The following is a 23239-nucleotide window of genomic DNA, read 5'->3' on the forward strand; positions in this document are numbered from 1 at the left end:
GCATTTTGCAGGCGGGTAGTTTAGGCATTAATACGCAGGCCAAGCAATGACGGAAAACCCCCGCCATTGCCTAAAACGCAAATGACGATCAGGCCGTTTCCAGAGACACCGGGGTGTCAATTTGGCCCTGGCGCTTGCTTTTCGGGCGCAGCACTTCGATCACCTTGTACAGGTTTGGCACCAATACCAGAGTCACTGCGGTGGCAAACAGGACGCCGAAGGCCAGGCTGATCACCATGGGAATCAGGAACTGCGCCTGGATAGAGCGCTCGAACATGATCGGCACCAACCCTATAAAGGTGGTGATAGAGGTGAGGATAATCGGGCGGAAACGGTCGCGACCCGCCTGCACCACCGCATCCATAACAGCTACGCCCTGGGCGCGAAGCTGGTTGATACGATCCATCAATACCAGGTTATCGTTCACCACAACCCCTGCTGCGGCGAGGAAGCCGAGCATGGACATAATGCTGATATCGTGGCCCATCAATAGGTGACCCACTACCGCGCCAAAGAAGCCAAACGGCACTGCGGTGAGAATCAACAGCGGCTGCGAGTAGGAGCGGAAGGCGATGGCCAGCAGCGCGTAAATAGCGAACAGGGACAGTACGAAGAACGCCAGGATCGCACCGTTGAACTCTTCCTCCTCCTGCATTTCACCGGCGGTTCTCAGGGAGAAACCGGGGAACTGGCGCTCCAGCTCAGGCACCAGGGTCTCGCGCATATCCTTGAGAATTTCCTGCGCAGTGGAGGTGTTCGGCGTTAGCTCGGCAAACACTCGCACGGTGCGCTCGCGGTTGTTGCGGCGGATGGTGGTGTAACCGGGCACATAGACCGCTTCGGCTACCGCAGAGAAGGGCACCTCACCTTGCGCCGTGCGAATACGCACACGATCCATCTGCTCTTCGCTGGCACGCTCTTCCTGCGGGTAGCGCACCATCACCCTAACGTCCTCGCGACCACGGGGAATACGCTGTACTTCCTCGCCATAGAAACCCTGGCGCACCTGCCTGGCCACATCCACCAGGTTGATACCCATGGTGGTGGCATGGGGCTTCAGCTGGATTTCGATATCGCGACGCGCACTGGTGAGATTGTCACGCACATCGTAAACACCGGCGTAACTGTTCATCTTCTTCTTGACCGCATCGGCGGCAGCGCGCAATTCGTCCATGTCCCCGGAAGCGGTGCTCAGGTTCAGACTCATACCGTTGCCACCATCGTTGATGGTGGCATCAATATTCAGGTCTTCAACACTGGCCGGCATTTCACCGATCAGCTCGCGCCAGCGCAGCGACAGGGTTTTGGAAGTCACATCGCGCATCTCACCGTCGGTGAGCTGCAAAATCACAAAGATGTTGCCGCGCCAGTTGAACACCATGGAGTTCATTACGAAGGGCTCACCGTCGTTGAGCTTCAACATCTCCTCATCGGTGGAGAGCTTGTCTGCCGCCACTAATACCTGGTTCATCACCCGCTCGGCCTCAACAAACGGTTCACCATCGGCCATGCTCGCCCTTAGACGCAGCAAATCGGAAGGAACCTGCGGCGAGAAGGAGGAGCCCACATAGCCACTGGTAAAGACACTGATGGCAAGCCCCAACGCCAGCAGGAAAACCATCACAGTGGTACGGCTGTTACTGAGGGACTTTTGCAATAGCGGCAGGTAGTACTTGTCACCAGCGGCTTTCATGGCCCCGGCGAAACGCCCACGCAGCTTCTGCAGCTTGATGCCCAGGTTCGATTTAGCCGGCTGTTCCGGTTTCATACCCACCAGGTGCGCGGGAAGGATCAGCAGGGACTCCACCAGGGAGAAACCCAGGCATAGCAACACCACCACTGGCAGGGCCAGCATCATCTGTGCGGTATAGCCGGGCAGGAATAGCATGGGAATAAAGAACACCATGGTGGAGGTCACGGCGAAAATCACCGGTGCAGAGACCTGCTTCACGCCCTCTTCCGCGGCGGCCAGACCGGTCACACCGCGATCGTGGGCCGCATGCACGGCTTCCCCCACAATAATCGCATCGTCCACCACAATGCCGAGAATCAGCAGGAAGGCGAACAGCGACAACATATTCAGGCTGACCCCGGTGATCGGCAGCAACCAGAAGGCGCCGAGGAAGGCCACAATAATGCCCACGGTTACCCACATCGCCAACGCCGGGCGCAGAAACAGCATCAGCATGATAAAGACCATGGCGAAGCCGCTTAAGGCGTTGGTGGTCAACAGGTTCATACGGCCCTCAAAGGCCTTGGAGAAATCAAACCAGACGTCGAACTCCATACCCGGCGGCAACTGGGTGCGCGCTTCCGCCATAAATGCCTTGATGCGCTCGGCGGTGGCCACTACATCCAGCGGCTCCCCCTGAATCACACGCAGGTTCATAGCCGGGTTGCCGTTAAAGAGGATAACGTTGTTGTACTCCTCGAAGCCGTCACGCACGGTGGCCACATCACGCAGCAGCAGTACCGAACCATCGGCGCGGCTGACAACGGGAATGCGCTCAAAGTCCTCAGCGGTGTAGGCCTGGCCACGGGTCTGTACCTGGATATCACCGCGATCCGAACGCACCATACCCGCGGGCAGATCGAGGGAGGAGCGACGCACCGCGTTGGCCACATCGTTAAAGCTCAGGTTGTAACGGCGCAGATTCAGCTCGGAAACCTCGATGGACAGTTCATCCGGGCGCTCGCCCCAGATATCCACACGGCGCACGCCGGGGATCAGGGTGAGTTTGTCGCGCAGGTCCAGCGCGGTCTCCTTGAGCTGGCGCTCGGAAACCGGACCGCCAATGGCGATCATCATCAGCTCCGTATCCCACTCCTGCAGGCGAATCACCGGGCGCTCGATACCCTCGGGGAAGGTGTTAATACTATCCACCTGCACCTTGATATCGTTGAGCAGACGCAGCTCGTCGTAACCATCCACCGCTTGAATTTCGATGGAGGAATGGCTGCGGCGGGAGGCGGAGTTCACCTCCTTGATGCCCTTCACCTCAGAGATAGCCTCCTCCACACGCACGGTCACCTGCTGCTCGACTTCCGCCGGACCGGCACCGGGATAGGAGATTTCCACCTCGACAATGCCGGGCTGAATCGCCGGAAATACCTCGCGATCAATCCCACTGATTCCGAAACAACCGCCGATGATGATCATAATCATCAGCAGGTTTGCGGCCTTACTGTTGCGCGCAAACCAGGAAATAATGCCGTTCATCAGTGGCCTCCGTGGGCAGCACTATTTGTTGCTGCGGTCTCGCCGGTGGTGTTTGAATCGGCTTCGGCATCGCTCTTAACACTATCGATCAGACCGGCTGGCTTCTCGTTGAGTGGATTAGCAGTAAGTGCCATGCCCTCGCGGGAGTAGCCCAGGCTGGACACCACAACGCGGTCACCAACGGCGATATCTCCGCGCAACCATACCTGGTCACCGATGCTCTGCAGCAGCTCTACAGTTTTAAAAACCAGCTCGCTCTCTTCATCCAACACCAGCAGGTGGTCGCCCTCGTGCAGGGCCTGGCGCGGCAAAACCACAATGCCGTCCAGAGTGCGACCGGCAATATCGGCCTCCACAAACAGGCCGTTCATCAAGGGAACATCGCCTTCATAGGGGTTCTGTACCTGAGCCACGGCATAAATAAAGCGGCTATTGGTATCGATGCTGGCCTCGGTGCGCACCAGCTGGGCACGCCACTCGCGCTCAAGCCCAGCCACCATCGCCCGCAGGCGTACCTCGGGGCCATGTTCGAAGGATTTACCCAGAGGTAGATCGAGCAGTGCCAACTGTTGATCGGTCAGAGGCAGGCGCACTTCGGCGATGCCAGTGCTGTGGATTTTTGCCAGGGGCGTGCCGGGGGTGATGTATTGACCCAGATCGACATAGGTCTCCACTACGCGTCCAGCAAACGGCGTTTTCACTGCAGTTCGCGCCAGGTCCAGCTTGGCCTGGTCGCGATCCGCGCGCGCGGCGGCCACTGCGGCTTCGGCGGCCTGTAAGTGCGGCTTGCGCAGGAACAGTGCGTTGGCGGCCTCGCTGCCCAGGTCGCGCCACTCGCGCTTGGCCTGCTTGGCTCGGCCCTGCTCTTGTGCCAGGGCGGACTTGGCATCGGCCAGCTGCGATTCGGCGCGGGTCACTTTGTGGATGTAGTCCGCTTGTTCAAGCAGAAGCAGCGATGCCCCTTCGGCAAAAAAACCACCCGGCACAAAGGCCTCACCCACACTTTCAATCACACCGCCGACACGAGCCACCACTTCAATTTCATGGCGGGCGTGCACTGTGCCCTGGCTCGGTACCAACAGGGTCTGGCGCCCCGGTTCCGCATATAGGACATCCGCCACCGGCGGTACCACCGCTTCCGGTGGTTTTTCTTCCGGCTTCGGCTTCAATAACACCACCGTAGTAATGGCGGCCACCCCAATAGCCAAAACGGTAAATAAAAGCTTGTTCTTGCTCGACACTTTCACAGGCACCCTCTACCCCATTCTGTGACCGAAACTGGTCAAATTTTAATTAGCGCGCATTCTACTGGAGTTCGACGCAGATAAGAGTCGATTTGGATGCAGGTCGCCGCAGGAGTTTGTGCCTTATCGCAAACCTTCCTCGCCGGGCTCGGGTAACGCATAATGCCCGCCCCAATTTACCGTTGCAGGAGAGACAGCGGGCCGCGCAAAGCCAAGGAAACCGACGGGCTATTTCCCGGTCAAACGCCGCTCCTTAAGGTACGAACCCCCGGAAAACGGATATAGACATCACATGCTGGATATCAACGCTCGCATCGCCGAAGAACTCAACGTACGTCCCCAACAGGTTACCGCCGCAGTATCCCTGCTGGATGAAGGCGCCACGGTGCCTTTTATTGCCCGCTACCGGAAAGAAGTCACGGGGGCCCTGGACGACACCCAATTACGTACCCTGGAGGAGCGCCTGCGCTACCTGCGTGAGCTGGAAGAGCGCCGCGCAGCCATCATCAAGAGTATTGATGAGCAGGGCAAACTCACTGCGGAATTGGCGCAACAAATCAATGGCGCCGACACCAAGAACCGCCTCGAAGACCTTTACCTGCCCTACAAACCCAAGCGTCGCACCAAGGGGCAGATCGCTATCGAAGCGGGGCTCGAACCCCTCGCCGACGCCCTGATTAACAACCCATCCTTAGACCCCGCCGCAGAAGCACAGCAATACCTCAACACCGATCACGAAGACACCTCCTTACAGGTAAAAGACATTAAGGCCGCCCTCGACGGAGCCAAATTTATCCTGATGGAGCGCTTCGCCGAGGATGCAGAGCTGCTGGGCAAGCTGCGGGACTTCCTCAAGCGCGATGGTCAGGTCAAATCCAAGCTGCTCGACGGCAAAGAGGAAGAGGGAGCCAAATTCCGCGACTATTTCGAATACGCCGAGGACTGGTCCAAGGTGCCATCCCACCGCGCCCTGGCAATTTTCCGCGGCCGCAACGAGGGCATCCTCGCCATCAGTGTTGGATTGCCCGAAGAGGAGGGCACTCCAGCCACCGCCAGCCACCCCTGCGAAACCATGATCGCCAGGCACTTTGATATTACCGACGAAGGCCGCCCGGCGGACAAGTGGCTCGGCGAAGTGGTGCGCTGGACCTGGCGTATCAAATTGCTTACCGCGCTGGAAACTGACCTATTGGGTGAACTGCGCGAGAAAGCGGAAGAGGAAGCCATCAAGGTCTTCTCCCGCAATCTCAAAGATCTACTATTGGCCGCACCTGCCGGACACAAGGCCACTATCGGCCTGGACCCGGGCCTGCGCACCGGTGTGAAAGTTGCGGTAGTGGATGCCACCGGCAAGATACTGGACCACATCGCCATCTTCCCCAACCCGCCGCAAAACCGCCATCAGGAATCCGCCGCGGTTATTGCCGCCCTGTGCAATAAATACAATGTCGGCTTGATCGCCATCGGCAACGGCACAGCCAGTCGCGAGACTGATAAATTTGTCGGCGAGACCATTAAGCAATACAAATTAAATGCGCAAAAGGTGGTGGTAAACGAGGCAGGCGCCTCCGTGTACTCCGCTTCCGAATTCGCCGCGCGGGAATTTCCCGATCTGGATGTCACCATCCGTGGCGCCATCTCTATCGCCCGTCGCCTGCAAGACCCGCTGGCTGAACTGGTGAAGATCGAACCCAAATCCATTGGTGTTGGCCAATACCAGCATGACGTTTCACAGACCCAGCTGGCGCGCTCCCTCGACGCCGTGGTGGAAGATTGTGTAAACGGTGTCGGCGCCGAACTGAACTCTGCCTCGGCACCACTGCTGGCCAAGGTTTCCGGCCTGACCGCCTCCATCGCCAGCAACATCGTCAGCTACCGCGATCAAAACGGCGCCTTTAAAAACCGCAAACAGTTGCTGGAAGTACCGCGCCTGGGGCCCAAAGCCTTTGAGCAAGCCGCCGGCTTCCTGCGTATTAATAACGGCGAAAACCCGCTGGATAAATCTGGCGTACACCCCGAATCCTATATCGTGGTGAAACGCATCGCCGAGAAAAACGGCCGCGAGATTAACAGCCTGATCGGCGACTCCGCCTTCCTGCGCCGCCTCAATCCGGCGGATTACACCGATGAGAAATTCGGATTACCCACCGTTACCGATATCATCGCCGAACTGGAAAAACCCGGCCGCGACCCGCGCCCGGAATTCCGCACTGCGCGCTTCGAAGAGGGCGTTGAGGAAATCAAAGACCTGCGCCCCGCCATGGTGTTGGAGGGTACGGTTACCAACGTCACCAACTTCGGTGCGTTTGTGGATATCGGCGTACACCAGGATGGACTGGTCCATATCTCCGCACTTTCAGAAAAGTTTGTCAAAGACCCTCACGAGGTGGTTAAAGCTGGCGATATCGTCAAAGTCAAAGTGATGGAAGTGGATGTCGCACGCAAGCGCATAGGCCTTTCCATGCGCCTCTCCGACGAGCCCGGTGAACAGGGCAGTGGTGGTATCAACAAAGGCGACCAGCGCGAAAACCGCCAGGCCCAGCGCTATAACAAGCAGCAGGGCAATCGGCAGCAGAAGGGCGGCCAAGGGAATAGCCGTGGCAGCATGGGCGATCTGTTAATGGCGGCAATGAAGAATAAAAAATAATACTGCGGACCAACAAAAAAGGGCGATCACCAGATCGCCCTTTTTTGTTTAATGAAAAATCAAAGCCGGTTGTAAAACTAGCATTAACGATTATTCAGCTGAGAATGCCTCTGGTAATTCACTGGTAACGCTCAGGCGCTCTTGCGTCTCTGGATGCAAAAATTCCAGAGCACTCGCATGCAACAATAACCTCGGGGCCGCAGCTAAGGCTTCTGAGTGTGCATAGAATGGATCACCCAATATCGGGTGTCCCATCGCCTGCATATGCACCCGCAGCTGATGAGAACGGCCTGTAACAGGCAAGAGGCGCAGTAAGCTGCTGTCTGCTGTACTAGATATTTTTTCCCAACGCGTGAGAGAGGGCTTGCCCACCTCATGATCTACTTTTTGTTTTGGCCTGTTTGGCCAGTCACAAATCAGTGGCAGATCCACTTCACCTGAATCGGTAGCGGGTACACCCCACACTCTGGCAATATAGGTTTTATCCACTTCGCGATTTTGAAAGAGTGTACTGAGCTTGCGGTGAACCTCCGGGCTCCGCGCCATTACCATTAGGCCCGAGGTATCCATATCCAAGCGGTGCACTATTAATGCTTCCGGGTAGTTTTTTGTACCCTGCTTGCCAGACTATCTTTGTGGGCCGGATCTCTGCCGGGCACACTGAGGAGACCGCTGGGTTTATTTAAAATTAGAAGGGAAGAATCCTGATAAATGACCGATAAAAAAGGCTCTGTTGGTGGGCAATATTTACGCATTAATTAACTCTTACAACCTGCTAAATGCTATTGCCCACACTCGGCGACAATATAAAATTATTATGGATGACTATCGGGCCTTAAGGCCCAGGTCCTTTAAAATACTCTCTGAGGCACCAACCTGATTCATCGTATAAAAGTGCAATCCCGGTGCCCCCCCCTCCAATAAAGTTTCACACAGGTCGGTAACCACTTCGAGCCCCAATTTACGTATATCATCCGGATTTCGATAACTCTCCATACGCTTTTTCAGCCAACGCGGAATTTCAGCACCGCAATTGCGAGAAAAACGCACTAAATTATCGAAGTTAATAATTGGCATAATCCCCGGATAGATTGGTGCGTCGATACCGGCTTTCTCACACTGATCTATAAAATAAAAATACGAATCCGGGTTATAGAAGTATTGGGTCATGGCACTATTCGCTCCCGCCTCAAACTTTCCTTTTAAATAACGTATTTCATCATCATAACTGTTGGATTCCGGATGAATTTCCGGGTAGGCGGCGACTTCCAGGTGGAAGTGATCGCCCGTATGGCGGCGAATAAAGGCCACCAACTCATTCGCATAGACCAGTTGCGCTACCGCACCCATCCCAGAGGGCATATCTCCACGCAGGGCGACGATCCGATTTACGTCGGCCTCTTTATAAGTATTTAACAATCCGAGAATCGTTTCTTCGTTGTCACCACCAAATGACAGGTGCGGCGCGATGGAAATACCATCTTTGCGCATACTGGTGACAATATTGGCGGTAGTTTCGCGGGTGGTACCGCCGGCGCCATAGGTGACGGAGAAAAATTCGGGATTAAACGCCTGTAAAGCCTCGCGGGTTTTATACAGCTTGGCGCGGCCTTCGGGGGTTTTGGGTGGGAAAAATTCGAAACTGATGCGAATGGGATTTTTCATTATATTTTCCAGGCCCTCCGAAATTCAGGTGCCGACACAGCCGGCACCTTCTATGAGGGTATTAGTATTTATAGCTTTCAGGCTTGAATGGACCGTCGACAGAAACACCGATGTATTTGGCCTGCTCCTCGGTCATACGGGTGATCACACCATCGAAACCTTCCACCATATAGCGGGCCACTTCCTCGTCGAGATGCTTCGGCAGTACCTTGACGTAGAGTGCAGACACTTTTTGGTCGGAGGGCAGGTCGGCAAATTTCTCTTCAAACAGGTGAATTTGCGCGAGAACCTGGTTGGCAAATGAACCATCCATAATACGGCTGGGGTGGCCAGTGGCATTGCCAAGGTTTACCAGACGTCCTTCGGACAACAACAGCAAGTGGTCATTGGTTTCGCTATTGCGCACTATCTTGTGCACCTGGGGCTTCACTTCCTGCCACTCCCAGTTCTCGCGCATAAAGGCGGTATCGATTTCATTATCGAAGTGGCCGATATTGGAAACTACTGCGCCGCTCTTCAGTGCTGCAAGCATGTGCTTGTCACAGACATTGGCATTGCCAGTGGTGGTGACAATCAGGTCGGTATTGGCCAGCAGCGCTTTATTGATGCCTTCGGCAGTGCCGGTGTTGATACCGTCAATATAGGGAGAGACCAGCTCGAAACCATCCATACAGGCCTGCATGGCACAGATGGGGTCCACTTCAGAAACCTTTACGATCATACCTTCCTGGCGCAGGGAAGCAGCGGAGCCTTTACCCACGTCACCGTAACCGATAACCAACGCTTTCTTGCCCGCCAGCAGGTGGTCAGTGGCACGCTTGATGGCGTCATTCAGGCTGTGACGACAACCGTATTTATTGTCGTTTTTACTCTTGGTAACCGCATCGTTGACGTTGATCGCCGGAACCTTGAGGGTGCCATCGCGCAGCATTTCCTGCAGGCGGTGTACACCAGTAGTGGTTTCTTCGCTGATACCGTGGCAGTTGTTCAGAATACCGGGGTATTTGCGGTGCAAAAGCTCGGTCAGATCGCCACCGTCGTCCAGAATCATATTCGGGCGCCAGCCGGCAACATCGGCACCCACGGTGCGCTCCAGACACCACTCATATTCTTCCTCGGTTTCACCTTTCCAGGCAAACACAGGAATACCGCTGGCGGCGATAGCTGCAGCGGCGTGATCCTGAGTAGAGAAAATATTGCAGGAAGACCAGCGCACTTCCGCGCCCAGGGCGACCAGGGTTTCAATCAGCACCGCGGTCTGAATGGTCATGTGGATACAGCCCATAATATGCGCGCCGGCGAGGGGCTGCTGCGCACGGTATTTCTCCCGCAGAGTCATCAGTGCCGGCATTTCACCTTCGGCAATCTCAATTTCACGGCGGCCCCAATCGGCCAGAGAGATATCCGCGATCTTAAAATCTTTAAATTCAGTGCTCATTTGATTCATTCTTTTTCAGTTCCAATCACATTCTTCTTACGCTAAGAGACGTCGTAACGCCTCCTCACAACGGTCCCAGTGCGGAGCCGCAATTAACAAGGGAATTACAGACCCGCCTGGGCACGCAGGGCATCAACCTTATCGGTCTTCTCCCAGGGGAAGGCGGTGAAGGTTTCACTGCGTGCCTGGCCGTTGCCATCCACCCAGTCATAGGTGTGGGTAAACGGGTCGCGACCAAAGTGGCCGTAAGCCGCAGTCAGCTGATACATGGGGTGCAGCAGGTCGAGGGATTTTGAAATGGCATAGGGCCGCAAATCGAAATTCTCGCGCACCAGCTCCACCAGTTTCTCTTCGGAAACCACGCCTGTGCCAAAGGTATTGATGGCAACCGAGGTGGGCTCGGCAACGCCGATGGCATAGGACACCTGAATCTCACAGCGCTTGGCCAGGCCTGCGGCGACAATATTCTTGGCCACATAGCGACCGGCATAGGCCGCAGAACGGTCCACTTTGGACGGGTCCTTACCGGAGAAGGCACCACCACCATGACGCGCGGAACCGCCGTAGGTATCCACAATAATTTTGCGCCCGGTCAGACCACAGTCACCGACGGGACCGCCAATCACAAAGTTACCGGTGGGGTTAATATGGAATTTGGTGTCCTTGTGTAGCCACTCTGTCGGCAGGGTGTGATGTACGATCAACTCCATCACCGCATCGCGCAGATCCGCCTGGCTTACATCGGGATTGTGCTGGGTGGAGAGTACCACCGCATCGATAGCGCAGGGGCGACCCTGCTCGTCGTAGCGGAAAGTGAGCTGGCTCTTGGCATCCGGGCGCAACCAGGGCAGCAGGCCGGACTTACGCGCCTCAGCCTGACGCTCCACCAAGCGGTGGGAATAATAGATGGGCGCCGGCATAAAAGTCGGCGTTTCATTAGTGGCATAACCAAACATCAGGCCCTGGTCGCCGGCACCCTGGTCTTCCGGCTTGGCGCGATCGACACCCTGGGCAATATCCAGGGACTGCTTGCCGATAACGTTGATCACACCACAGGTCTCCCCGTCGTAACCCACGTCGGAGGAGGTGTAGCCGATATCGGTAATCACCTTGCGCACCAGTTCCTCCAGGTCGACCCAGGCGGAGGTGGAGATTTCCCCGGCAATAATCGCGATACCGGTCTTTACCAGAGTTTCACAGGCAACGCGCGCCTGCTTGTCACGAGCCAACAGAGCATCCAATACCGCGTCGGAAATCTGGTCGGCGATTTTATCCGGGTGCCCTTCAGACACGGATTCCGAGGTAAACAGTTTGTATTCACTCATGTGAGAGTCTCCATGTGTTCCGCCGCGGGCGGTTAGCAAAATTCTGGGCCTGACAGTCGACTGCAGTCGTCAGGGTTTTACAAATTCTCTGATCTGAATCTGAAAGCCATTGCGCAGCGCACTGTAGACACTGCGGCCATCACTTAAACCGGCAGCTTGCGCCCACTGGCTCAGCTGTTCGGGGGCAAATCCCAGCCATAGATCACCGCAGGCTTCCCGCGCCCAGTCCTGACCGTGCTCCTGTAACTCTGCCACCAGTAACTGGCCACCGCTTTTCAGGGCTCCCTGCAAGTCCTGGAAAATCTGCGCGGGATCAGGGGTATGGTGCAGCACCATATTCACCACGATGCTGTCGGCGCTGACTGGGCGTGCAGCAGCCGCACGGGTATCACCACAGACAAATTCGATATTGGCCAGATCCTGCTCATCGGCAAATGCCTGGGCACGCTCCAACATAGCCGAGGACAGATCTAACGCAGTGACTGTGGCAAAGCGCAGGGACAACTCCTGTAGGAACTCCCCCTCGCCTGGCCCCACTTCCAGGGCGTGGCGGCCAGAATTGAGCAGCTGCGCCACCTGGGGGCCATACACGCTGTAACTGGCGATCAGCTCCTGCTGCTCGCGGAAGCGATTGCCATAATCTGCAAAGAAGCGGCGTGAGGCTTCGGCGCGCTCCTCCGAGATACGCGCCACCGATTGAGCCCGCGCGTCTGATAGCGGCAACTGGTCCAGGTTGGCGAACAGCTGAGCAAGCAGCGCTGTGCTACCTGTGCGCCGGTAAAAGAGGTTGTTGCCCTCGCGGCGCTTGCTCACCAACCCCGCTTGGGCAAGCACCTTTAGGTGGTGACTCAGGGCCGGTTGGCGCAGATCAAAAATTCGGCAGAGCTCCAGCACGCTGTAGGAGTCCTGGCTGAGCAGACGCAATATCTCCAGGCGCAGGGGATCGCCCGCCGCTTTTAGGGTCGCCGCCAGTTGGGTAATTTCCGCGCTGGTGCCGGATTGAGAAATGGGCTGGATTTCAGACATGCGGACGAGTCTATCAGGCACATCACCCTATATCAAAGAACTTTGATATAGCTTTATAAAATTATTTTGATGTAGCTGCTTGTGACCACCATCTGCACATAAACCTGGGCAATTGTTGCTTCACTTAATAGCAATTTCCCCTGCAAGCCTTTGCGTGAGGCACGCCTTTACGGGAAAATACGCCCCCATTTTGTTGCTGTGGGAAAAGCTTGTAGAGCGCCCTGCAGCCATCCGAAAATCAGAGAGTTCTTCCTATGTCTTCTACTCCCTCTCGCACAGACAAGGCCAACGCTATCCGCGCCCTGTCTATGGACGCCGTCCAGAAAGCCAACAGCGGCCACCCCGGTGCGCCTATGGGTATGGCGGATATCGCCGAAGTGCTGTGGAATGACTACCTGAAGCACAACCCGGCCAACCCCGAGTGGGCCGACCGCGACCGCTTTGTGCTTTCCAACGGCCACGGCTCCATGCTGCTGTACTCGCTGCTGCACTTGTCCGGCTACGACCTGCCGATCGAAGAGCTGAAAAATTTCCGCCAGATGCACTCCAAGACTCCGGGCCACCCGGAGTATGGTTACGCGCCGGGCGTTGAAACCACTACCGGGCCTCTCGGCCAGGGTATTACCAATGCCGTCGGTATGGCATTGGCCGAAAAAGTACTAGCCGCACAATTCAACCGTCCGGGTTACGAGCTGGTCGACCACCACACCTATGTATTTATGGGTGACGGCTGTTTGATGGAAGGTGTTTCCCACGAGGCCTGCTCCCTGGCCGGCACCCTGGGTCTTGGCAAACTGATCGCTTTCTACGATGACAACGGCATCTCCATCGACGGAGAAGTGGAAGGCTGGTTTACCGACGACACGCCCAAGCGCTTCGAATCCTATGGCTGGCACGTAATCCCCAATGTGGATGGCCACGACGCCACCGCTATTAAAGCCGCCATCGAAGAAGCTCGCACCAATAGCGACAAGCCCACCATTATCTGCTGTAAAACCGTGATCGGCTTCGGCTCCCCCAACAAACAGGGTCGCGAGGAATGTCACGGCGCACCTCTGGGTGATGACGAAATTGCCCTGGTCCGCGAAACCCTCGGCTGGGCGCACGCCCCCTTCGAAATCCCCGCGGAGATTTATGCCGACTGGGACGCCAAACCCAAAGGTGAAGCGCAAGAAGACGAATGGAAAGACATTTTTGCCGACTACCGTGAAGAGTTCCCCGAGCTGGCCGCCGAGTTTGAACGCCGTATGAGTGGCGAACTGCCCGCAGACTTCCTCGCAAAAGCCGATGACTACATCCAACAGTGCCAGGATGATGCGCAGAAAATCGCCTCGCGTAAGGCGAGCCAGAATGCACTGAACGCCTACGGCCCGCTGCTGCCGGAATTCCTCGGTGGTTCCGCCGATCTGGCGGGCTCCAACCTCACCATCTGGTCCGGCTCCAAGGGCGTCAGCGCCGAAGACGCCTCTGGTAACTATGTTTACTACGGCGTGCGTGAATTCGGCATGAGCGCCATGATGAACGGCATCGCCCTACACGGCGGTTTCGTCCCCTATGGCGCCACTTTCCTGATGTTTATGGAATACGCCCGCAACGCCGTGCGCATGGCCGCACTGATGAAGCAACGCGTGATCTTTGTCTACACCCACGACTCCATCGGCCTCGGTGAAGATGGACCCACCCACCAGCCGGTTGAGCAGCTGAGCGCTTTGCGTTCTACCCCCAATCTGCACACCTGGCGCCCCTGTGATGCCACCGAATCCGCAGTAAGTTGGAAAATGGCTATCTCACGTAAAAATGGCCCCAGCACCCTGGTATTCAGCCGCCAGGGCCTGGCGCCGCAACCGCGCAATGCCGCACAGCTGGCCCAGGTAGAGAAGGGCGGGTATGTACTGTCCGACTGTGACGGCACCCCGGAAGCGATCATTATCGCCACCGGCTCCGAGGTGGAACTGGCCATGGCCGCCCAAGAGAAGCTCGCGGGCAAGAAGGTGCGTGTGGTATCCATGCCCTGCGCCGAAGCCTTTATGGAGCAGGACGAGTCCTACCGCGAATCGGTACTGCCCTCCGCCGTGCGCGCACGCGTGGCCGTAGAGGCCAGCCACCAGGATTACTGGTATAAGTTCGTCGGCTTTGACGGCGCCATTATCGGCATGAGCAGCTTCGGTGAGTCCGCCCCCGGCGGCGAGCTGATGCGCCACTTCGGTTTCACCGTGGAAAATGTGGTGGAAACCGTCGAGAAAGTGCTGAACTAATTTCAGCACTCTAGCCGGGCGCCCCTTGCATACAACATCGCGAGGGGCGTCTCGGCTACGCCTTCAATTCCTATCCGGCATGTACCGCTATGACCACCCGACTCGCCATTAATGGCTATGGCCGCATCGGCCGCTCCGTTCTACGCGCTCTGTACGAATCCGGCGCCCGCGATAAACTGCAGATTGTCGCCATCAACGAGCTGGCAGACTGCGCCACTATCGGCCACCTTACCAAGTACGATTCGGTACACGGTCGCTTCGCCGGTGATGTCTCTGTGGAAAATGACACGCTAACGGTTAATGGCGATTCCATCGCAGTCACACATTTCGAGCGGTTGGAAGACCTAAATTGGCGTGAAGAGAATGTCGATATCGTGCTTGAATGCACCGGTAGTTTTAAAGAGCGGCGCTGTGCCGAACTTCACCTGGCCGCGGGGGCAAAGAAAGTTTTATTCTCCCAGCCCGCCAGCCGCGATGTGGATGCCACCATTGTTTATGGGGTTAACGATCACACCCTGAACGGCAATGAAACTATTATTTCTGCCGCCTCCTGCACCACCAATTGCAGCGTGCCGGTAATCGCAGCGCTCGACAAGGCGTTTGGTATAGAAGCGGGCGTGCTGACCACTATCCACTCCGCCATGAACGATCAGCCGGTAAGCGATGCCTATCACCACACCGATTTAAGAAAAACACGCTCCGCCGTTACCTCAATTATTCCCGTCGACACCGCACTCGCCCGCGGCATCGAGCGCATATTGCCGCACTTATTTGGAAAGTTCGAAGCCCAGGCTATGCGCGTACCCACGGTCAATGTCTCCGCTATTGATCTATCGGTTCAATTACAAAAAGACGTAAGTCAAAGTGAGATCAACGCTTTACTAAAATCCACAGCCGCGACAGAGTTTAAAGGCGTACTCGGCTTCACCGAAGAACCCCTCGCCTCCTGCGATTTTAATCACGACCCGCGCTCGGGAATTATTGATGCCAGCCAGACTCGGGTTGCCGGCGGAAAATTAGTGAAGATATTGATTTGGTTTGATAATGAATGGGGGTTTGCGAATCGGATGTTGGATGTGGCTTCGAAATTAACAAACAAGAAAAACTATCACTTAGACTAAAAATCTTCAGATGCTTCAACATCAAAAAAGGGCATCGATTTTCTTAGCATTTAAAAAAAATCGATGCCCAATCAACATAAAATCTGATCTACTACCTAATCAATTTAGTTTTCAGTATTAAATTTTCTATAAGAATGAAAAAACCAAGCATCACGAAGTAAGTGACCACCAGGATCAGAAAAATCAATCAACTGATCTCTATATTTATCGGCAAAAAAGGTTTGATGATAGTTAAACCAATAATGCCCTGCCTCATCAATCTGATATAGCTCCCAGTCTCTTTCAAGATATAAAGCACAATCTGCATTATCTAGAGTATCCCAAGAGTCTGGAACACAAAACTCAGAGTCATTGCGATAAGTTCGGATCAATAGCCTTCCATTATCTGCTACCTTCCAAAGTCCTATTTGTACAAGTGGCTCTTCATCTTCTATAACACCATCACTGTCATTATCCCTTAAAGATCTAATTTCCACTGTACCATCTGATTTATATTCTTCACTATATTCATCTAAGGGCCCAAAAAAGTTAGGCTCAAAATAATGCTTGCCTATTATTTCATCTTTATTCCACCCGGATATTTCTTTAAGGAGAATTGAGCCTCTAGATCCCACTACCGTTCTATTAGCAGATTTCTCCATTACAGACGCGTATAGGATTTCATCCTTAGAATGATCGGTAAGTGCATAAACATAGGACAAATCTTCAGAGATATTAATAACTAATCGGTTATTATCATCTACGCTCCAGCTTCCAGAAATATCGCTCTCAGTTATCTCGCCACTTCCTGAAACAATAGGCATTATTATTGAGGTACGTCCACCACTATCAAAGTCACCCAGCAAGCCTAGCTTTATTGAACCAACAGTAGAACCTTGCCACAAACCCTCGATTGGATCCCTAATTTCCCCTTCTTTTTCAGGTATTGAAAAACTATATTCACGACCAATCAGTAATACATCTTTAGGATCCAGCACCCCTGCTGAGCGTACAGCCGAGCCTAAAATATAGCCAGCTTTTGTTTCCTCTGATTTATCTTGAACGGAATCAGGATAACCTAAAGTATCAAGTGTTTCGAATACGACAGTGCTGTGATTCTTGTCATCTGTCACCCACAATAATCGTTTAAGCTCTCTTTTTCTATCTACCCAAATATTCCTATCATCAATATTCTCTATGACTCCATCAGTTATGGTTTGAGCGGCCTCTAGCCTGATGCCATCAATTTCTTGAGTCCAGCTTAGGTCAATAATTCCACTTGAGTATATATATGTACCCGACCCATCCTCATTTAACGTAAGTTGTATATCTGGGTATTGTATATAATAAGTATCAGCGATAGGTTGCAATCTATTTGGAGATATATTAACTAAATTTAAATCTAGAGCTATATCCGCCTTAATATCTTCAAATAAATCAGTAAACTGAGTTTCCATCAGATTTACATACTTAGAAGATTGCTCGAAATCTTTCGCATATTGATAAGTATCCTGTACTTCCGAAGGAAGAGCTATACCCTTATCTGAGTATTCTATAAAGAATTTAAGTGAGGCTGCTACGGCAAGAGCTCTTTCGCTATTAATTCTTTTTAGTGCTTGCTGTAATTCCAGCTGAGTACTTACCTCAGTATCCTCTTCTATTTCCAAAAGTGCAGAAATTGAAGTTGAAAGACTACTAATATTGACTGAATGATGTTCAGATTTTTCTAATACGCCGTCTTCACCTGCATATTCAATTAATGAGCTTAGAGACCCCAGCACCGTGGCAAACTGGACTCTCCTATTATCTGATGAGTAAGCTACGGCTTTCACTATGCTTTCGGCTTCTGTTTCAGGCACTTCAATATCAATTGAATAGTTACCCTTACTATCAGATTCAGTTGAGACTTGAGTATCGCCGATGGCGAAATCTATCTTTGCGTTGGATACAGGTCCATCTACTATCTTCCCCTCAATTGTGAGGCCAATAGTATTTTCGGTTGTTCCTCCGCTGCCTCCACTGCCTCCGCTGCCTCCGCTGCCTCCGCTGCCTCCGCTGCATGCGGCCAGTAGGCTAAGAGCACAAATTCCTATTGACCTAAAAAGTCCATGTCGATACATCTTATTAAATCTCTCCTTAACAAAAATTTACATAAAGTTTCCCTAACTATAAATTTTTCGGATAAAAAGAGCTATTAATCTTGCGTTAAAAAAGTTCACTTATGCTAAAAAGTCAAGTTTCTGACTATTAAGTAGGTGCCTTAGCACTAAAGCCAGAAATTTGATTGCAACCTCAATCAACAAGCACCCCAAATCATGTAGCAAATAGATGATCTTGGTGCGCCCTTTGTATCTGTGGTTACGGTGTTTCCTTCCCTACTAAATTCTCTGAAGAACCTTTGGGAACTCATCTTCTGGCTCAACCTTCATGGCGATCATCAAATGGCCACTCACTGCCCAGTAGTTACATGGTGTTTTTTTAATCTTTACAATAAATAAAGTTGATTGTGCATATATGACTACTAAAAATATCCCTGTTAACTCTATTATTCAAAAATCTAATGCATGATGTGTATTAAATCAGCTAATATTTTTAGAGTTTTTATTACGATCATTAATGCAATAACATGAAGCTACATATAGTATTATGCCAAATGTAAATGATTTTTATTGGGAACATATTGACAGGCTGAATCTTTGACAGCCCCATAAAGACAGCGGCACACTTGTGCCGCCCTTAATAGGTCATATCATCATAAAGTACAAATATATCTTTTAATCTAACAAATAAATTAATTTTTTTGTACACTAGGCAAAACAATGGGCCTTTCACTAACTTTATACATAAATGAGTTATATATATGCCCACCACCGAATATATTATTCGTTAAATCAGATAAACCAGGAATTTCATCACGTTTTTCATTTGAGAAAAATTTCAACTCCTTTCTAATCCAGAACAACTGCTCCTCTTTTGATACCTGAGAGAGGTTCCACTCTCGCTCACTAACCAGTGAGCAATCTGTATTAGATAGGGGATCCCAGTCACTAGGCATACAGCTGTCGCCATTCATTCTCCGGTAAAATCTAATAATCAAATTCCCATCATCAGATAGCTTCCAAAGCCCCGAATAAACATCAAGTTCATCACTAACTAACTCTCCATCAGAATCCCAATCAAAAATAGTTATTCTTTTTACTGTACCGTCAGAATTCACCTCAAACCAAGCGTAATCTAATGGTTGAGCAAAGTATGAGCTAAATTGATAAATACCCTCTACTGTATTCTCTTTCCATGAATCCAGATCTTTAGCTAGTACAGTATCAAAATCTATTAGCCGTCCTTTCTCTGACTCTTCTAGAACAAACGTTAAATTTTTTCCCTTATACATATAGTCTAGAAAAACATAAGTGAATTTACTTCCTGCAGAAGTATCTATAATGATTTTTTTATCGTCTTCCAAGCGCCAAACCCCTGACATATTAGTGCTTGTCTTTCTTCCATCTCCCTCCACACCAGGAATAGATATATTGACCATCCCACCAGTTTCAAACTCTCCGCTAAAGCTCATATCAAGAACTCTAACTGAAAGCCTGGGAGAAATTCCATCTACAGGATTTATAACTTCTCCAGGCATAACTGGTATCGGCATGCTATATTCTTGTTCCAACTTAACTGAGTCAGGAACTTTTATTATGCTTGAGGAGCGAATCGCAGTTTCTGCATAAATATTGCTCTTTATATCTAGATCAGAATTAATAGGCTCAGAACTAACATCATACTCTTCCACTTGCAGAATAACTGATAAAATAGCATCACTGTCTATCATCCATACGAGATCTTTGATTACGATATGACTTTCTTCAGAGTAGGGTCCAAAAAAACTAACGTGTCTTATCAAATCTGCATCTTTAAATGTAATTCCATTATCATTTTTTGACCATGTAAAACTAGTATTATCAACTTCTCCATTAATTTCACCGGTTCCATCTGGTCGTAGAGTTAGCCTCATCTTCAAATATGGCAGATAATAGGTATCTGCTATTTGCAAATCACTATTAGATAAATAGCCAAATAATTTTATACTCTCAATTAGACTTGACTGTGCCTTATCGAACAAATCAGCAAGACTTTCTTTTGCGTTATATATAGAAATAGATACTGCGGATTTATTAGCTGCCAACTCATATATATCACGATAAGTATTAGGGATAGAAAGACCGGAACCTTCCATTAAACTTTCATTACTACTATATAAACTAATGAAAGCAGCCATATCAAAAACTACGGAAGAATCAAGACTCTTTAAGGATAAAGTTAACTCTGAGTCTGTCTTTATCTCCCCTGCATTTATGCTTTTAAGATGCGCGGAAAAGGCTGTAGAAATACTGGTAATATTTACCTCATTCTTTTCCTCCTGCACTAAGACTCCGTCTTCACCAGATTTCTCTAGCAAAGTTCTTACAGAGCCAAGCAGACTCACAAATCTTATACTACTTTCGGCAGGAAAAATGGCTTCAGCTCTTACAAAGCTATCAATCTGAGATTCAGGGATTTCTATATCGATAGAGTAATTCCCTAACGTATCTACCTCCCCATAGAATTCAGTATCAGCTACCTGTAACCTCACCTCAGCATTAGTAAAGCTAGTAGTTTCCACATATCCTTTAATCGTTAAGCTAACCGTTTTCTCGGGGAGCTCATTATTCTTGTCTTTATCATCGCTGCTACAAGCTGATAGAAGTAATAAGCAACCAATTATTAGAAAATTGGATAAGAATTTAGGGTACATCACTCTACTCAATCTTAATGGATGGAATTCTGATGGACGGGACTATAAAGAAACAAGCAGAGCCAGGCCAGAAAAATTAAGAGATGAAGTTTTGAAATTACATTAACCAGCTGTCACAAAATGCCAATAAATATCTGAGCATGGCTTGCTGATAATGATAGGATCAGGTTTGATCCTTCTTATGGTTAGAAAAAATTCCCAATAAAAATCCTTTGTTAAGAAAGGGGCGTCTACGAGATTTTTATATTAATCACGTAAAATGCAACTCATTTCATCTAGCCCTCCTTGCTTTATCTCTGAGTTTGACCGGCGATATTCATCCCCCAACTGGCGTAAACGTTCTTCGCGATTAACCTTACTTAAATCCCCCAACCTTTGCGCAGCATTATAAAAAGCCTCCCAGCTACCACTATCCAAATAAAGCTGCTTAAAGGCTGGCACTTGAGATTCATATTCAGCAGCCAGGGCCAGGGTGGCATTGTTGGTTTTTTCTATATAGTTTTGATAGCGCGCAGGATTGGGCCAGCTTGCAGATAGCTTTCTATAGCATTGACGTAATCGAGATAAAACCCGGGCTTTTTGTTCGCGCTTTAAATTATCTGGCTGTGAAGATTGATAGACTGTTTGTAATTGGCTGCGTGCGGCTGCCATCAATTGACGCACAGACAAGGTTTCTGCGCGTGCCTGAGCTGCGGAGCTGACCAGGCCCTGACTGCTGAGCCAGCCGGGTAGGGCAATTTCTGAGACGGCGGTGGCAAAGCTCTCGTTGAACTGGGTATCACCGGAGATATAAACCCTTCTATGGGCCAGCTCATGAAATAAAAGTCCGGCTAGGCGTTCCTGAGGCCAATTAACAAAACTGGATAATATTGGGTCGTTAAACCAACCGAGGGTGCTGTAAGCGGGCACCGCGCCCAGATATACATCATAGCCCTGTGCATGCAGCTGATTCGCCTTTGCCTCTGCCGCAGACTTGCGAAAATAACCACGGTAGCTGGCGCAGCCGGCGATAGGGTAGCACCAGCGCTTAGGCTCAAGGGAAAACTCCGGCGCTGCTAGGACATTCCAAATCGGGTAGGTGTCATCTAACTGTACATAAGCGCTATAGGCATCACCTACCGGCAGTTGCAAAACTTCAGCTGCATAGGCCCGAATCTGCAATACCAGTTGTAGCTGCTGTTGTAATTGCTCACTGGTACCCGGTTCATTAATGATTTTTTCAATCGGCTGACGCCCAGATAAAATGCGCCACTGGCCGGCAGCTGCTTGAGCGTAATAACCGACGGTTTCACAGCCCGCCAAATACAGTGATATGAGGAGCAGCCATATGCGTAAACTAAGCCGTTTTTTTGACAGGCCCGTGATAGGCAATCTGCTATACACTTCCTTTCCTATTGTCATTTTATTGTGATCTGGCCAGGGCCTTTTCTTTCCCTTCAATAGCCTCTAAGGGTTATAGCATGATGCCAGTTAGCGCGGTTCTGACAGTATTTGCCCTGGCTTTTGCCGCCATTGCCTGGCTGCGATTAGTGAAAGTGTGCTTTGACGACAGCACTATAGCCGGATTCCTCGCTCTGTTTATTCCTCCCTTGGCACTCATGCTGCTTTTACCTCGCTGGCGCCAGGAGCAGGAGTTATATCTACTATGGGGCGCAGCACTTGCCTGCCTGCTTTTAAGTTTTGTGCTGCACTGATGAAGAAATTCCCTACGCTCTAAAGCGCATATATGAACCTAGCTAATTCTATCAAGTAAAAAACCGGTCAGTCGCAGTACTACACCTTCTCCTTTAGGTAAAGTAGCCCCCTAAGAACACCAGCACTTGGTATCAGCTTATATACGCCCAGCCAGAGACCAACGATCCACCTCTTCTCCAGTAACTTAAGCCCAGTTGATTTAGGTCAAGAGATTTGTAGCACAACTCCATACACTGCATAACTGAAGCATTGGCGTACTGGAGAGAAAGATGGATGCCTTAATTGATCTATTTACCAGCTTTTCCGGCTTGCTCAGTCTGGCCGTAATCGGGTTTATATTCCTGATGGCATACTATTTTTATCGACTGGTTAGCAACAATGTGGAAAAAGCAGTAGCGGAGCAGGAAAAGAAAGAGCGCGCTGCAGCCTCCCGTGTCAATAAAGCGGCGGCTGCATCTCGCTAATACCTGGGGGCTCAGGGTAGTACCATTGCCGCAAGTTTTTTTCGGCGCAGGCGGTTATTTTAAGAAACAGGAGTTTCTGATTTTAATCGCTACTTTCCTCAGCTGACCGTTTGGTTTTTGTTACGATGGGGGCTTGCCAGTAGTGGCGCAAAAACCAATATCGTTCGGCTTTTTATTGCATGGAACGCAGACTGTCTATCCACAACCAGCTCTGTTTGAGAGCACGGCGTTGGATTTTGGTTAGGGCAGGTAAAACAACAGGGCGACTGCCCCGGCTGCGAAAGCAGTCGGGGCATTTTATTGCGCAAGTAAAATGTTGATTTGAAAAACTACTTCGAGCCGTTTAAGTAGTGGCGGAAATGTAATTT

The 23239-nt window shown here is 51.3% G+C and carries 15 protein-coding genes; 5 read left to right on the top strand and 10 right to left on the bottom strand.

The window, feature by feature from the left end; translation table 11 throughout:
• Positions 1-88: 88 nt before the first annotated feature.
• Positions 89-3220: an efflux RND transporter permease subunit gene (locus FIU95_RS19600; protein ID WP_152455740.1), complete on the bottom strand. Its 3132-nt coding sequence runs from the start codon at positions 3218-3220 to the stop codon at positions 89-91.
• On the bottom strand, positions 3220-4467 hold the full coding sequence (locus tag FIU95_RS19605; protein ID WP_152455742.1) for an efflux RND transporter periplasmic adaptor subunit: 1248 nt from the start codon (positions 4465-4467) through the stop codon (positions 3220-3222). Before FIU95_RS19605 ends, FIU95_RS19600 begins: the two co-directional genes overlap by 1 nt.
• A 289-nt stretch (positions 4468-4756) precedes the next feature.
• On the opposite strand from FIU95_RS19605, the gene FIU95_RS19610 reads away from it, so the two are divergent.
• Positions 4757-7111 (top strand): Tex family protein, encoded by a 2355-nt coding sequence (locus FIU95_RS19610; protein ID WP_152455744.1) that lies wholly within the window; start codon positions 4757-4759, stop codon positions 7109-7111.
• A gap of 90 nt (positions 7112-7201) precedes the next feature.
• Here FIU95_RS19610 and FIU95_RS19615 read toward each other — a convergent pair whose 3' ends face one another.
• From FIU95_RS19615 to FIU95_RS19635, 5 genes are all read right to left on the bottom strand, one after another.
• Positions 7202-7696: an RluA family pseudouridine synthase gene (locus FIU95_RS19615; protein ID WP_371416951.1), complete on the bottom strand. Its 495-nt coding sequence runs from the start codon at positions 7694-7696 to the stop codon at positions 7202-7204.
• Positions 7697-7936: 240 nt separating this feature from the next.
• On the bottom strand, positions 7937-8776 hold the full coding sequence (gene metF, locus FIU95_RS19620) for a methylenetetrahydrofolate reductase [NAD(P)H] (protein ID WP_152455746.1): 840 nt from the start codon (positions 8774-8776) through the stop codon (positions 7937-7939).
• Between the two features lie 61 nt (positions 8777-8837).
• On the bottom strand, positions 8838-10223 hold the full coding sequence (gene ahcY / locus FIU95_RS19625) for an adenosylhomocysteinase (protein ID WP_152455748.1): 1386 nt from the start codon (positions 10221-10223) through the stop codon (positions 8838-8840).
• A 95-nt stretch (positions 10224-10318) separates the two neighbouring features.
• Positions 10319-11539 (bottom strand): methionine adenosyltransferase, encoded by a 1221-nt coding sequence (metK, locus tag FIU95_RS19630; RefSeq protein ID WP_152455750.1) that lies wholly within the window; start codon positions 11537-11539, stop codon positions 10319-10321.
• A 69-nt stretch (positions 11540-11608) separates the two neighbouring features.
• Positions 11609-12565 carry a metalloregulator ArsR/SmtB family transcription factor gene (locus FIU95_RS19635; protein WP_152455752.1) on the bottom strand — a complete coding sequence of 319 codons (957 nt, stop codon included), beginning with the start codon at positions 12563-12565 and terminating at the stop codon, positions 11609-11611.
• A gap of 254 nt (positions 12566-12819) precedes the next feature.
• Between FIU95_RS19635 and tkt the strand changes: the two genes are divergently transcribed.
• Positions 12820-14820 carry a transketolase gene (gene tkt, locus FIU95_RS19640; protein WP_152455754.1) on the top strand — a complete coding sequence of 667 codons (2001 nt, stop codon included), beginning with the start codon at positions 12820-12822 and terminating at the stop codon, positions 14818-14820.
• An 89-nt stretch (positions 14821-14909) separates the two neighbouring features.
• Complete coding sequence (gap, locus tag FIU95_RS19645; protein ID WP_152455757.1) at positions 14910-15941, top strand: type I glyceraldehyde-3-phosphate dehydrogenase; 1032 nt, start codon at positions 14910-14912, stop codon at positions 15939-15941.
• A 104-nt stretch (positions 15942-16045) separates the two neighbouring features.
• Here gap and FIU95_RS19650 read toward each other — a convergent pair whose 3' ends face one another.
• From FIU95_RS19650 to FIU95_RS19660, 3 genes are all read right to left on the bottom strand, one after another.
• Complete coding sequence (locus FIU95_RS19650; protein ID WP_152455759.1) at positions 16046-18040, bottom strand: hypothetical protein; 1995 nt, start codon at positions 18038-18040, stop codon at positions 16046-16048.
• Positions 18041-18711: 671 nt separating this feature from the next.
• Positions 18712-20712, bottom strand: coding sequence for a hypothetical protein (locus FIU95_RS19655; protein WP_152455761.1), 2001 nt, complete (start codon positions 20710-20712; stop codon positions 18712-18714).
• 246 nt (positions 20713-20958) lie between these two features.
• A complete protein-coding gene (locus FIU95_RS19660) occupies positions 20959-22095 on the bottom strand; it encodes an aminopeptidase (RefSeq protein WP_253868758.1) in 1137 nt (378 codons plus the stop codon).
• 77 nt (positions 22096-22172) lie between these two features.
• Here FIU95_RS19660 and FIU95_RS19665 point away from each other — a divergent pair, with 77 nt between their 5' ends.
• A complete protein-coding gene (locus tag FIU95_RS19665) occupies positions 22173-22406 on the top strand; it encodes a hypothetical protein (protein WP_152455765.1) in 234 nt (77 codons plus the stop codon).
• 270 nt (positions 22407-22676) lie between these two features.
• Positions 22677-22871, top strand: a complete 195-nt coding sequence (locus FIU95_RS19670; RefSeq protein ID WP_152455767.1) for a DUF3149 domain-containing protein — start codon at positions 22677-22679, stop codon at positions 22869-22871.
• Positions 22872-23239: the final 368 nt, after the last annotated feature.

It is taken from the genome of Microbulbifer sp. THAF38 (genome assembly GCF_009363535.1).
Classification (GTDB): Bacteria; Pseudomonadota; Gammaproteobacteria; order Pseudomonadales; family Cellvibrionaceae; genus Microbulbifer.

Coding starts and splice junctions, on each gene's coding strand:
- gap (WP_152455757.1), top strand. CDS start 14,910: ATGACCACCCGACTCGCCATTAATGGCTATGGCCGCATCGGCCGCTCC.
- FIU95_RS19600 (WP_152455740.1), bottom strand. CDS start 3,220: ATGAACGGCATTATTTCCTGGTTTGCGCGCAACAGTAAGGCCGCAAAC.
- FIU95_RS19655 (WP_152455761.1), bottom strand. CDS start 20,712: ATGTACCCTAAATTCTTATCCAATTTTCTAATAATTGGTTGCTTATTA.
- tkt (WP_152455754.1), top strand. CDS start 12,820: ATGTCTTCTACTCCCTCTCGCACAGACAAGGCCAACGCTATCCGCGCC.
- FIU95_RS19635 (WP_152455752.1), bottom strand. CDS start 12,565: ATGTCTGAAATCCAGCCCATTTCTCAATCCGGCACCAGCGCGGAAATT.
- metF (WP_152455746.1), bottom strand. CDS start 8,776: ATGAAAAATCCCATTCGCATCAGTTTCGAATTTTTCCCACCCAAAACC.
- FIU95_RS19610 (WP_152455744.1), top strand. CDS start 4,757: ATGCTGGATATCAACGCTCGCATCGCCGAAGAACTCAACGTACGTCCC.
- FIU95_RS19665 (WP_152455765.1), top strand. CDS start 22,173: ATGATGCCAGTTAGCGCGGTTCTGACAGTATTTGCCCTGGCTTTTGCC.
- metK (WP_152455750.1), bottom strand. CDS start 11,539: ATGAGTGAATACAAACTGTTTACCTCGGAATCCGTGTCTGAAGGGCAC.
- FIU95_RS19650 (WP_152455759.1), bottom strand. CDS start 18,040: ATGTATCGACATGGACTTTTTAGGTCAATAGGAATTTGTGCTCTTAGC.
- ahcY (WP_152455748.1), bottom strand. CDS start 10,223: ATGAATCAAATGAGCACTGAATTTAAAGATTTTAAGATCGCGGATATC.
- FIU95_RS19670 (WP_152455767.1), top strand. CDS start 22,677: ATGGATGCCTTAATTGATCTATTTACCAGCTTTTCCGGCTTGCTCAGT.